At 72.4% G+C, this 13,603-nt stretch carries 6 protein-coding genes; 4 read left to right on the forward strand and 2 right to left on the reverse strand.

The annotated features are described in order from the left end of the window. Positions 1 to 78 precede the first annotated feature (78 nt). The 3 genes from H9Y04_RS12750 to H9Y04_RS12760 are packed head-to-tail and all read left to right on the forward strand — an operon-like array spanning position 79 to position 9,175. Entirely contained in the window at positions 79 to 7,524 is a 7,446-nt protein-coding gene (locus H9Y04_RS12750; protein ID WP_187813929.1) for a non-ribosomal peptide synthetase, read from the forward strand. After that, a complete protein-coding gene (locus H9Y04_RS12755; protein ID WP_187813930.1) occupies positions 7,521 to 7,724 on the forward strand; it encodes an MbtH family protein in 204 nt (67 codons plus the stop codon). The genes H9Y04_RS12750 and H9Y04_RS12755 overlap by 4 nt, the downstream gene beginning before the upstream one ends. A 17-nt stretch (positions 7,725 to 7,741) precedes the next feature. Then, entirely contained in the window at positions 7,742 to 9,175 is a 1,434-nt protein-coding gene (locus tag H9Y04_RS12760) for a DHA2 family efflux MFS transporter permease subunit (protein ID WP_187814412.1), read from the forward strand. A gap of 53 nt (positions 9,176 to 9,228) precedes the next feature. Here H9Y04_RS12760 and fes read toward each other — a convergent pair whose 3' ends face one another. After that, on the reverse strand, positions 9,229 to 10,416 hold the full coding sequence (gene fes / locus H9Y04_RS12765) for an enterochelin esterase (RefSeq protein WP_187813931.1): 1,188 nt from the start codon (positions 10,414 to 10,416) through the stop codon (positions 9,229 to 9,231). Positions 10,417 to 10,447: 31 nt separating this feature from the next. After that, entirely contained in the window at positions 10,448 to 12,589 is a 2,142-nt protein-coding gene (gene fhuB, locus H9Y04_RS12770; RefSeq protein ID WP_187813932.1) for a Fe(3+)-hydroxamate ABC transporter permease FhuB, read from the reverse strand. A gap of 111 nt (positions 12,590 to 12,700) precedes the next feature. On the opposite strand from fhuB, the gene H9Y04_RS12775 reads away from it, so the two are divergent. Next, the gene (locus H9Y04_RS12775; RefSeq protein WP_187813933.1) at positions 12,701 to 13,498 is read left to right on the forward strand and encodes a 2,3-dihydro-2,3-dihydroxybenzoate dehydrogenase; all 798 of its coding nucleotides are present in this window, start codon (positions 12,701 to 12,703) and stop codon (positions 13,496 to 13,498) included. Positions 13,499 to 13,603 lie beyond the last annotated feature (105 nt).

Genomic DNA, 13,603 nt, shown 5'->3' on the forward strand with positions numbered 1-13,603 from the left:
GCATTTGGGGCATCGCATCGCCCCGCGCCTGACTGTGCGCACCAGCCGACCAGCCGTACACCCCGGGGGAGTCATCCCATGCGTCACCCAGAGACCGAAGACCTCGCGGCAGCGTGGAACCCGTTGTTGGCGGCCCAGTCCGGTATCTGGCACGCACAACGGCTCGACCCCGCGAACCCGGTCCACAACACCGGCGACCGCGTGGAGATCATGGGCCAGCTCGACGGGCAGCTCTTCGAACAGGCCCTGCGCCAGGCCGTGGACGAGGCCGAAACCCTCAACCTCGCCTTCCACGAAGGCGCCGACGGACCGCTGCAGCGGGTACGGCGCGCACCCGACTGGGCACTGCAGTCCCTCGATCTGCGCGACGAGTCCAGCCCGCGGGAGGCCGCCGAGGCGTGGATGCGGGCGGACCTGGAACGTCCCGTCGACCCGGCGGCCGGACCGCTGATGACCCAGGCCCTGCTGCGGATCGACGACGAGACGCACTGGTGGTACCAGCGGGTGCACCACATAGCCGTCGACGCCTATGCGCTCACTCTGCTCTCCTCTCGTGTGTCCGCTCTCTACACCGCGTTCGTGAAGGACGAGGCACCGGAGCCGAACCCCTTCGGCTCACTCGATGCGCTGCTCATGGACGAACAGTCCTACCTTCAGGGTGAACAGCGCGACACGGACCGGGAGTTCTGGCGGGCACGCTTCGCCGACCGGCCGCGCGCGGTCACGCTCTCCGGGAAGCCGGCCGCCCCCGCGCGGCACGTCCTGCGGCGCGGGCGCGACCTTCCGGCGGGCGAAGGGGACCGGCTCGCCGAGGCGGCGCGCGCGGTCAAGGCGACCTGGGCCGAACTGGTCGTCGCCGCCACCGCCGGCTACACCCACCGCATCTCCGGCGCCGAGGACATCGTGCTCGGCCTGCCGCTGATGAACCGCCGCGGTCCGGCCGCACTGCGCACGCCCGCGATGCTCGTGAACGTGATGCCGCTGCGGATCGCCGTACGCCCCGGCGACACGGGAGCCGAACTGCTGCGCAGGGTCGTCCTCGAGGTCCGCTCCGTACGCCGCCACCAGCGCTACCGCCTCGAGGAGCTCCGCCGCGACCTCGGCCTCGCCGGTGACCCCGCCCCGCTGTTCGGGCCGATGGTCAACATCAAGGCCTTCGAGGACGAGGCCCTCGACTTCGCCGGACTGCCCGGGGTGGTGCACAACCTCGCCGCAGGTCCCGTGGACGATCTGGCCGTCACGGTCTCGCCCGGCCGCGCGGGCGGCCTGCGGCTCGGCCTCGACGCCAACCCGGCCTGCTACGACGCCGGTTCACTCGCCGCCCACGAACGCGGTCTCCTCCGCTACCTCGACGCCCTCGCCTCCCTTCTGCTGGACGACCCCCACCGGGCCATCGGCACCCTCGACCTGCTGGACGCCGACGAGATCCATGCCGCGACCGTCGGACGCACGGAGGAGCCGTGCGCCCGCACGCTGCCCGAGCTGTTCGCCGAGCAGGCGGACCGGACGCCGCACGCCGTGGCGGTGCGCTCGGTCGACGCGGCGCTGACGTATGCGGAGCTCGACACCTCCGCCAACCGCCTCGCCCATGAACTGCTTGCGGCGGGCGTCGGACCCGGCACCCCCGTCGCGCTCGCGCTGCCGCGCGGGACCGACACCGTGCTCGCGCTGTTCGCCGTTCTCAAGGCGGGGGGCGTCTGCCAGTCCCTCGACCTGGGACACCCCGAACAGCGCCTCGCCGCCGTGATCGAGGACGCCCGCCCGGTCTGCCTGCTCGGCCACGCGGAGACCGTGCGCGCTCTGCCCGCGAGCGTGCGGGACGCGCTGCCCGCCCTGCTGTTGGACGAGGCGGCGACCCGTCGGCGCATCGCGGACCGGCCGGCCACGGCACCGCCCGCGCCGCACCCCGGGCAGGACGCGTACATCATCCACACCTCCGGCTCCACCGGCCGCCCCAAGGGCGTCGTGGCCACCCACGCCTCCCTCGCCAACCTGCACGCCGGACACGGCACGGACCACATCGCGCCCGCCCTCGTCCGCACCGGCCGCGACCGGCTCACCGTCGCGCACAGCGCCTCGTTCGCCTTCGACGCCTCCTGGGATCCGCTGCTCTGGATGGTCCACGGGCATGAGCTGCATGTGCTCGACGACGCCACCTACCGCGACACGGGAGCGCTGAACGCCTACGTCCAGGAGCACCGCGTCGACTACCTCGACGTCACCCCTTCGTATGCCGAAGCGCTCATCGCGGAAGGCCTGTTGGACGAGGGCAGGCACCACCCCGCCGTGATCGTGGTCGGCGGCGAGACTGTGCCGCCCGCGCTCTGGCAGCGGCTCGCGGCCACGCCCGGTGTGCGGCCGATCAATCTGTACGGTCCGACGGAGACGACCGTCGACGCGTACTACTGGGTGCCCGGGGAGGCTGCGGGCGACTCGGTGCCCGAGGGGGCAGCCGGCGGCCGTACGCAGGAGCGGGGCCGCGAGATCGGCCACCCCGTCCGCGCCTCCCGTGCCTACGTGCTCGACTCCTCGCTCCGTCCGGTTCCGGCCGGTGTCACGGGTGAGCTGTACATCGCCGGAGCCTGCCTCGCCCGCGGCTATCTCGGCCGCCCGGACCTCACCGCCGAACGGTTCGTCGCCGACCCCTTCGGCCCCCTGCACGGGCAGCCCGGCGCGCGGATGTACCGCACCGGCGACCTGGTGCGGCGCCGGACCGACCACACCCTCGAATTCCTCGGGCGCGCCGACGACCAGGTGAAGATCCGCGGCTTCCGTATCGAACTCGGCGAGATCCAGGCCGTGTTGGCGGCCCACCCCGCGGTCGCCCAGGCCGCGGTGATCGCCCGCGACTCCGCGTACGGGAAGCGGCTGCTCGCCTATGCCGTCCCCGCGAGCGGCGCCCGCACGGACGCCGCCGCGCTCCGCGCCCACCTCGCCGAGCATCTCCCCGAGCACATGGTCCCCAGCGCCCTGGTCCTCCTCGACGCCCTGCCGCGCACCGCCAACGACAAGCTCGACCAGCGGGCTCTGCCGGATCCCGAACCGTCCGTGGAGACGCCGGACTCCGCGGAGCAGCAGCAGAGCACGCCGCAGGAGGAACTGATCCGCGGCCTGTTCGCCCAGGTCCTGGAGCTGCCCGAACTTCCCTCCGCGCACGCCGACTTCTTCGCACTCGGCGGGCACTCGCTGCTCGCCGGCCGTCTCGCCGCGCGTCTGCGCGAGGCCTTCCGGTCCGACGTCACCCTCGCCGACGTCTTCCGCGCGCCCACGCCCCGCGGCCTGGCCGACCTGTTCCGCGACGCAGCGCACGACACAGACCGGCCTGTGCTCGCTCCGGTCCGGAACGCGTCGGACCAACCTGCGGACGCTGCCGACAAACCGGCGCACAGCGCCGACCACCACACTTCCCACCACAACCGCCCCCCGCTCTCCCCGGCGCAAAAGCGCCTCTGGTTCCTGCATCGCCTCGAAGGCCCCAGCGCCACTTACAACATCCCGCTCGTCCTCACCCTCACGGGCCCCCTCGACCCGTCCGCGCTCCGCGCGGCCCTGGCCGACCTCACGGAGCGTCACTCAACACTGCGGACCGTATACGGCGCCACTGACAACGAGCCGTTCGCGCAGGTCATCCCGGCTGCCGCGGTCCGAGTCCCGTTCACGACCGAACCGCTCACGGACCCCGCCCCGCCCGCCGACCGCCTCCGCACGGCCGTCCGCCACGCCTTCGACCTCACTGCCGATGAGGCCGAATCCGCGGAGGCAGCCGATGCAGCCGATGCGGCGGAAACGGCCGAAACCGTCGAACTCCCCATCCGGGCGACGCTCTTCACGGACGGAGCCGAGCAGCACACCCTCCTGCTCCTCCTCCACCACATAGCCGCCGACGGCGCCTCCACCACACCCCTCGCCCGCGACCTCACCACCGCCTACACCGCCCGCGCGGCCGGAAGCGCCCCCCAATTCACGCCGCTGCCGGTCGAATACGCCGACCACACCGCCTGGCAGCAGCGACTCCTGGGCACCCCCGACGCCCCCACCCCGTACGCCACCCGGCTGCTCGACCACTGGCGCGAGACCTTGCGCGGCCTGCCCGACCAGCTCGAACTCCCCACCGACCGGCCTCGCCCCGCCGTCGCCTCGTACGAAGGGGACACCGTCCCGTTCCGTATCGACGCGGCTGCCCACACCGCGCTGCGGGCGCTCGCCCGCGACACCGGCACCACCGCCTTCATGATCGTCCAGGCGGCACTGGCCACCCTGCTCACCCGGCACGGCGCCGGCACGGACATCCCCATTGGCACCCCGGTCGCCGGCCGTGACGAGGAGGCGACCGCCGATCTCGTCGGCTTCTTCGTCAACACGCTGGTGCTGCGCACGGACACATCCGGAGCCCCGACCTTCCGGGCGCTCCTCGACCGCGTGCGGGACACCGTGCTCGCGGCTCACCAGCACGCCGAGCTGCCCTTCGACCGCCTCGTCGAAGACCTCAACCCGCCGCGCTCGCTGGCCCGCCACCCGCTGTTCCAGACGATGCTGGCCTGGCAGTCCGTCCCGGACGCGGAGTTCGCGCTCGGCGACCTCACCGCACGGATGGGCGCCGTGCCCTCGGGCACCGCCAAGTTCGACCTCACCCTGAACGCGGGGGAGTTGAACGAGGGCGGGATCGCCGGCTTCCTGGAGTTCCGCACCGATCTCTTCGACCGCACCACCGCCCAGGCCTTCGCCGACCGCCTGACGCGCCTTCTCACCGCGGCCGTCGAAGCCCCCGACACCCCGATCGGCCTGCTCCCTCTGCTCTCACCCGAAGAGCACCGGCAGTCGATCGAGGACTGGAACCAGCAGACCGTGCTCCCGCAGCCCGCACTCCAGCAGGCCCCACTCCCACAGACCGCACTCCCACAGCCCGCAGACGCAACGGCCTCACAGCCCCCGCGCCCCACCCTCGCCGCCCGCTACGAACAAGCCGCCGCGCAGTACCCCCACCGCACCGCGGCCACCTGCGGCGACGAGCGCCTCACCCACGCCGAGCTCTCCGCCCGCGCCAACCGTCTCGCCCGGGGCCTCGCCGCCCAGGGCATCGGCCCCGGCGCCATCGTCGCGCTCGCGCTGCCCCGCTCCCTCGACCTGGTCGTGGGCCTGCTCGCCGTGGCCAAGTCCGGTGCCGCGTACCTCCCGATGGACCCCGACTACCCGGCGGACCGCCTCGCGTACATGCTCCAGGACGCGTCACCCGCCGCCCTGATCACGGACACGGCCACCACCCGCAAACTCCCCGCCAACGACCTCCCGCTCGTGCTCGTGGACGCCCCGCACGACGAACACCCCGACCACGACCTCACCGACGCCGACCGCACCCGCCCCCTGCGCCCCACCGACATCGCGTATGTCATCTACACCTCGGGTTCCACCGGCCGCCCCAAGGGTGTCCCGGTCACTCACCACAACGTGCTGCGCCTCTTCACCGCCACCGACCACTGGTTCGGGTTCGACGAGCAGGACGTCTGGACCCTCTTCCACTCGTACGCCTTCGATTTCTCCGTCTGGGAGCTGTGGGGCGCCCTGCTGCACGGCGGCCGCGTCGTGGTCGTGCCGCACCTGGTCAGCCGCGACCCGGCGGCCTTCCTGGACCTGCTCGCCCGCGAACGGGTCACCGTCCTCAACCAGACCCCCTCCGCCTTCTACCAGCTGGTCGCCGCCGACCGGGAACGTCCCGGCAGCGAACTCGCCCTGCGGTACGTGGTGTTCGGCGGCGAGGCCCTCGAACTCGGCCGGCTCGACGACTGGTACGCACGGCATGCGGACGACGCCCCGGTCCTGGTCAACATGTACGGGATCACCGAGACCACCGTCCACGTCTCGTATTTCCCCCTCGGCCGCGAGACGGCCGCCGCGAGCGCGTCGAGCACCATCGGCGTCAACATCCCCGACCTGCGCGTCTATGTGCTCGACGAGTATCTGCAACCCGTTCCGCCCGGAGTCACCGGCGAGATGTACGTGGCCGGCGAAGGCCTCGCGCGCGGCTACCTGGGCCGGCACGCCCTGACGGCGGAACGGTTCGTCGCCGACCCCTTCGGCCCGCCCGGCACCCGTATGTACCGCTCGGGGGACCTGGCACGCCGCCGCACCGACGGCCGTCTCGACTACTTCGGGCGCGCCGACCACCAGGTCAAGATCCGTGGCTTCCGTATCGAACTCGGCGAGATCGAAGCCGTCCTGGCCGCCCACCCCGACGTGGCCGACGTGGCCGTGATCGTCCGCGAGGACACCCCGGGCGACAAGCGCCTGGTCGCGTACGCCGTGAGCAACAACCGCAGTGACAGCACGAGCACCGCCCTGCGCGAGCACGGCGCCCGTGACCTGCCCGTCCACATGGTCCCGTCCGCCGTTGTCCTGCTCGACCGGCTGCCGCTCACCGCCAACGGCAAACTCGACCGCAAGGCTCTGCCCGCCCCCGACCACTCCGCGGCCGTGACCGAGGGCCGGGCGCCGCGAGGCCCCCGGGAGGCCCAGCTGTGCGAACTGTTCGCCGAGGTGCTCGGCCTGCCCCGGGTCGGCGTCGACGACAACTTCTTCGATCTCGGCGGCCATTCCCTCCTCGCCGTCCGTCTCGCGGGACGCATCAAGACGGCGCTCGGCCGTGACGTCACCATCGGCACGGTCTTCCAGGCCCCCACTCCGGCAGCCCTGGAGACCGTCCTCGACACCGAGAACCAGTCCGACCCGCTCGACGTCCTGCTGCCCCTGCGCCCCGACGCCCCCGGCAACCCCCTGTTCTGCGTCCACCCGGCCGGCGGCCTCAGCTGGTGCTACGCCGGCCTGATCCGCCATCTCCCCGACGACATCCCCCTGTACGGCCTCCAGGCGCAAGGCGTGGGCGCCGCCACGGCGGACGAGCCTCTGCCGAAGACCCTGGAAGAACTCGCCGCGCACTACGTGGACCGGCTGCGCGAGGTGCGCCCCGAAGGCCCGTACCGCCTGCTCGGCTGGTCGACCGGCGGCATCATCGCCCACGCCATGGCCACCCGCCTCCAGGACCTCGGCGAACAGGTGGAGATCCTCGCGATCCTCGACGCCTACCCGGCCGAGGGCTTCCGTGAGCTCCCCGTACCCGACCGGGCCGAGGCGCTCGAAGCGCTGCTCACCATGGGCGGATACGGACCCGAGAGCCTCGACGGACAGCCCCTCGAACTGGCCGCCGTCACCGAGGTGCTGCGCCGCGAGGGCTCGCCCCTCGCCAGCCTCGACGACCGCACGATCGAGGCGCTGAACGCCCTCTACCTCAACACCAATCACCTGGTACGCGGCTTCGACCACCGGGTCTTCGACGGCGACGTCCTCTTCTTCCGGGCCACCGTCGACACCATCGACGACACCCTCACGCCCGAGACCTGGACCCCGTACGTCACGGGCCGCATCGACAACACGAACGTGGCCTGTTCGCACAAGGACATGACCCTGCCCGAGCCCATCGCGCACATAGCGCGGGTCGTGGCGGACCGTATCGACACCCTGGAGAACCGATGAGCGACGCCCCCGCCAACCCCTTCGACGGCGACGGGGAGTTCCTCGTCCTGGTCAACGACCAGGACCAGCACAGCCTCTGGCCCTCCTTCGCCGCCGTACCCGAGGGCTGGACGGCCGCCCACGGCCCGTGCGAGCGGCAGCAGGCGCTCGACTGGATCACCGTGCACTGGACGGATCTGACGCCGACCACGGCGCGATGACCGGGGACCTGCCGAAGATGCCCACGTCCTCGCCGGACCTGCCGAAGATCCCGGTCTCCCCGTCCCGCGCCGCCGTCGTGATCGTCTACACCGCGGCCATGTGCATGAACGGCCTGGACTCGACGATCGTCAATCCGGCCCTGCTCACCATCGCCCGCGACTTCGACCAGCCCGTCTCGGCCGCGAACACGGTCGAGGTGGCCTTCCTGGTGAGCCTCGCGGTCGCCCTGCCGGTGGCCGGATGGCTCGGCGACCGGTTCGGCACCAAGCGGGTGTTCCTCGGCGCGCTCGCCGTGTTCACGCTCGCCTCGGCTGCCTGCGGGCTCTCGCAGTCCCTGACCGCCCTGGTGCTCTCCCGCGTCCTGCAGGGCCTGGCCGGCGGACTCCTGACGCCCGTCGGCATGACCCTGCTCTTCCGTACGTTTCCGCCGCATGCCCGCGTGAAGCTGGCCAAGGTCCTGATCGTGCCGACGGCTCTGATGCCGGCGCTCGGCCCGCCGCTCGGCGGCTTCCTCACCGAGCATCTGTCCTGGCACTGGCTGTTCTTCGTGAACGTGCCGATCGGCGCCGCCGCCGTACTGATCGGCCTGGTCGGCATCCGCGAACACGTGGAAGGCACCGAGGGCGGCTTCGACACGACGGGCTTCCTGCTCGCGACACCGGCGCTCGGCTTCCTCACGTACGCGCTCGGCTTCGGCCCGTCGCACGGCTGGACCAGCCCTTCCATCGCCCTGAGCGCGGTCGCGGGCCCAGTTCTGGCCGGGGCGGCGGTGGTTCATCAACTCAAAGCAACCACACCCCTGTTGGACCTGAAGCTCTTGCAGGACCGGGTCTACGCCTCCGCGACCGTCCTCGCGCTGGTGACCTCGGCGGGCCTGATGGGTGTGCTCTTCGTGTTCCCACTCCTCTATCAGGCGGTCCTCGGCGCCTCTGCGCTCGACGCGGGACTCAGCGTCTTCCCCGAAGCGCTCGGTCTGATGGGGGCTTCCCAGGTCGTCGACCGGCTGCTGCCGCGGCTCGGCCCCCGCCGTCTCGCGGTGCCCGCCCTCGTCGTGGCCGCGGCGGTGTTCGCGGCGCTCGCGCTGCCGGCCGTCGCGGAGAGCGACTGGGGTGTACGGATCCTCATGTTCGCGGTCGGTCTGGTGCTGGGCACCGCCGTCCTGACCCTCCAGATCGCCGGTTTCGCCGAGGTCGCCCCGCCTCGAATGGGCCAGGCGATGGGCCTGTTCACGATCGTGCGCACCCTGGGCGGAGCGCTCGGCATCGCGGCCACGGCCGCGGTCGTCTCGGCGCTGGGGGCATCCGGTCACGGGGACGCGGAGGCGGGACCGTACCGGATGGCGATCCTCGTGACCGCCGCCCTGATCGCCCTCGGCGTGATCTGGGCGCTGCGGCTGCCGCGGCAGGCGCCGGCGCCCCCGGTCATGGACGAGGAACCGGCAGCGGTGTGAGACCCGGCAGCGGTGTGAGACAGGGGGCGGGCCCGAAAGCGGGCCTGCCCCTTTCACCATCCCTTGGCGAGCTGCACCAGCCCGTCGAGCAGCCCGCCGCGCCAACACGCGTAATCGTGTCCGCCGTTGAACTCCCGGTACGTCACCTCGTACCCCTTCGCCTCGAGCACATTGCGCAGATGCCGGTTCTGCGCGAGCAGCATCCACTCCTGGAGGCCGACCTCCAGGTAGAAGCGCACGGCACGCCGCTCGGTGATCGCGTACTGCCGGGTCAGCCACTCGCTGTCCGCGTCGAACTCCGTGTCGTCGGGCCACCAGAAGGACCCGGACTGCGACAGCGCGTTGCCGAAGCGCTCCGGCCGCCGGAACGCCGCGAACGCGGCGGTGAGTCCGCCGGCGCTCTGCCCCGCGATCACGGTGCGCGCCGGATCGTGCGTGGCGCCGAACTCGGCGCGTGTCCACGGCAGCAGCACATCGGCCAGCCAGTCCACGAACTGGCCGCTGCAGCTCAGATCCCGTACGCGCGCATCGCGGCCCATGGTGTCCACCATGACCGTGACCATGGGCGGCAGCAGTCCCTCGGCCACCGCGGCGTCGAGGTCGCGCCCGAAGCGGAGCCGCGGCCCCCAGACCTCGCCGTCGAGCAGCACGGCCACGGGGTGCGGGCCGGGCCGGGACGGCAGATGCACGTATACACGCCGCCCGAAGGCCTCGGTCTCGAAGGTCTGATCGTCCCCGCCCCCGGTCAACTGGGCGGGGGCATCCGGCAGTTCGAGGACCGACGACGGACGGCGCCGCCCGTCACCCGGGAGCTGCGGAAGCCGGTTGAGCGGATCGGGCACCGCCCCGTCGAGGGTCCGCAGCCATGCCTCCCGATGGGTGCCGAGGGTCTCCTCGCGCGGACCGCGCGCCACATGGAACTGATACGAGGCCCGGTGGTCCGCCCGCAGCCGATAACTCCCCGCCCACACGTCCGTGCCCTCGATCCGCCGCATCAGATGCGGGGTGAGATCCCCGGCGTGCCGGTCCTTGTCCGTGACGGTGTGCAGCAGCACCACGACATCGTCCGCGGGCGTCCCCGGGTCGTCACGCCATACGAAGGTCACCCGGCGGTACGCGGGATCCTCGGCGTCGGCCTCGACCAGGGGCGCACCCGTGGCTTCGAGGCGGTTCCAGAACTCCCGGACGGCTTGCGGCCCGCCGTCGCGCAGAGCGGTGAGGGCAGGGCTTTCGTACGACATCGAGCTCCTTGTGTGGGGGGAGGAAAGAAGGTCAGAGGCGGGCGGCCGAGGAGCGGCCGAGCAGCACCCACAGGAGGAAGGGTCCGCCGAGCACGGTGGTGACCACGCCGACCGGCACCTCCACGCCGTCGAACACGGTCCGGCCCAGGGTGTCCGCGAGCAGGATCAGCGCGGCGCCCACCAGGACCGAGCCGAGCACCGGCACCTTGAGCGGACCCGCGAGCCGCGAGGCGATCACGGGCGAGGCCAGCGCGACGAAACCGACCGGGCCGCAGATGCCGACGGCGAGCCCGGCGAGGGCGACGGCGAGCAGCATGCACACCAGGCGCACCCGGGCGGGGGAGACCCCGAGCGAGGCGGCCGTCGCGTCGTCGAACCGCAGCACATTGAGGTGGCGGGCCACGACCAGGGCGGCCGGGACGAGCACCGCCAGCCCGATGAGGACGGGCCAGGCCACGTCGTACGAACGCCCGTTGAGGCTGCCGGAGGCCCAGGTGTACAGCGAGCTCGCCGAACTGAGCGAACGCCGGGCGAGCACCACCTGGGTGGCGGCCGAGGCGAGGGCCGACATCGCGAGCCCGACGACGAGCACGCGGTAGCCGCGCTGCCCGAGCCCGCCCGCGACAAGGGTCACGACGAGGACCGCGACCAGCGCGCCGAGCGGCCCCGCCCACCAGGCGCCGAACGTGCCGGAGAGCGTGACGGACACCAGGATGGCCGCCGTCGCCCCGTCGTTGACGCCGAGCAGCTCGGGCGTGGCCAGACGGTTGCGGGCCAGGGTCTGCGTCAGACAGCCGGCCAGACCGAGCGCGGCGCCCGCGGTGAGTGCGGCGACGATCCGGCCGAGGCGGAACTGCTGCACGAGCAGTACGTCGAAGTGATCGCCGAGACCGAAGATCGCCCGGAACGTCCGCGGTATGTCGAGATCGCTCTGCCCGGCGTACGCGGCGAACACCACGGCCGTGACGAGAAGGGCGGCCAGCGCCACCGCGGCGAGCGCGGGCCTGTGGGCGACGAGCAGCGAGAACGGGCCACGCCGCAGCACCAGTTGACGGTCGGCGGGTACGTGCTTGCGTCCGGTGGCCGACGGCGCGTCCGAGTCCGTCATTCCCAGGGCACCGAGCCGCCTGGAGCGCACGATCCCGATCAGGACGGGCGCACCGATCAGCGCGACGATCACCGCGACCGGCGCCTCGTACGGCTTCGACACCACGCGTGCGAGGACGTCGGCGCCCGTGAGCACCCCGGCGCCGATCAGTCCCGCGAGGCCGATCTGTGCGAACAGCCGCGGCCCGGCGAGCGCGCGGGCCACGAACCCTGCGAGCAGGCCCAGGAACGAGATCGGCCCGACCAGCGCCACCGCGGACGCGGTGAGCAGGGTCACGGAGAGCGCCACGACCACCCGTACGACACCGGGGCGGTGGCCGAGACCGCGCGCCAGATCGTCACCGAGCGCGAGGGCCGAAAGCGGACGCATCACACAGAGGGCGACCACGAAACCGAGGGCGAGCACCGGGGCGAGCAGGCGCAGTTCGCCGAAGCCCTCGATGCCCGCGAGCGAGCCGAGCACCCACTGCCGGAAACCGTCGTAGGCCTGAGCCGAGTTGACGATGATCAGGCTGGTGATGCCGCCGAAGGTGGCGCCGAGCGCGGACCCGGCGAGGACCAGCCTCAGAGGTGAACTGCCGCCCGATCCGCTCGATATCAGCAGGACGAGCCCGCTGGCGAGGACGGCGCCCGCGAACGCCCAGACCAGATGGCCGAAACCGGTCTCCACCCGCAGGAAGGCGATGCCCGCGACCACGCCGAGGGACGCTCCGGCGTTCACGCCGAGCAGTCCGGTTTCGGCCAGCGGGTTGCGGGTCACGGCCTGGAGCAGACAGCCCGCGATGCCGAGCGCGGCGCCCACGAGCAGGGCGGTGGTGGTGCGGGGCAGGCGGAGTTCGCCGACCACCAGGTGCAGCCGGGCGCTGTCGCTGCCGCCCAGATAGTCGAGGACACCCGCCGCTCCGACCTCGCCGGCGCCGATGCACAGGGAGGCGGCGGCGAGCGCGCCGACGACGGTGAGGAGTACTGCGGACGTCAGGGGTACGCGCGCGTGGAGCGGAGGTCGGGCCGGCGGGGAGGGTTCCGGATCGGCCAACTCGGCGCGTTCCCCTTGCAGTAGAGACATAAGGTAAGGCTAACCTAATGACTCCGGCCAACCCCCCGCCGCCCTCCAAGATCGCTGTGTTAGGTTAGCCTTACCTAAATCGATCGGTCCAGGTGGTCCAGGGGGACTCTCGTGCAGCAGCCAGAACTCGACGGGCGGATCGCGCTCGTCACCGGTGCCGGGCAGGGCATAGGCGAAGCCGTCGCCCGTACCCTGGCCGCGCGGGGTGCCCGCGTCGTCGCCGTCGACCGGAACGCAGCCGCGGTCAAGGCACTTGAGGACGCCTACCGCGCAGACGGCGGCGAGCCCGCCGTCCTCGCCCGCCCCGCCGACATCACCGACGCCGCCGCGGTCGACGCCCTCGTCGACGAAGTGGAGCGCACGGTCGGACCGCTCGGCATCCTGGTCAACGTCGCCGGCATCCTGCGCCCCGCACCCGTGGTCGAACTCGGCGACGCCGACTGGGCCGAGACCTTCGCCGTGAACACCACCGGCGTCTTCGCCGTCTCGCGGGCCGCGGCCCGGCGGATGCGCGAGCGCCGCTCCGGCTGCATTGTCACCGTCGGCTCCAACGCGGCCGGAGTGCCGCGCGCCGGAATGGCCGCGTACGCCGCGTCCAAGGCCGCCGCGACCATGTTCACCAAGTGCCTCGGGCTCGAACTCGCCCGTGACCAGGTGCGCTGCAATGTGGTCTCGCCCGGCTCGACGGACACCGCGATGCAGCGCCAACTCTGGGACGGCGACGCGGAGTCCGCGCGGCGGCGCGTGATCGACGGCGACGCCAAGGCGTACCGCGTGGGGATTCCGCTCGGCCGGATCGCCGAGCCCGTCGATGTCGCCGAGGCCGTCGCCTTCCTCGTCTCCGACCGGGCGCGCCACATCACCATGCACGACCTGTACGTGGACGGCGGCGCGACCCTGCGCGCCTGATCCGTCCTGCGCTTCCCGTGATTCCCGCGGTCTCGGACCACCTGTCCGCGGCCCGCTGCTCCCGGCCCCACCCGGCCCTGCGCGGAGCTTCCCCCCACACACCGA

This window comes from Streptomyces polyasparticus (genome assembly GCF_014493765.1).
Classification (GTDB): domain Bacteria; phylum Actinomycetota; class Actinomycetes; order Streptomycetales; family Streptomycetaceae; genus Streptomyces; species Streptomyces polyasparticus.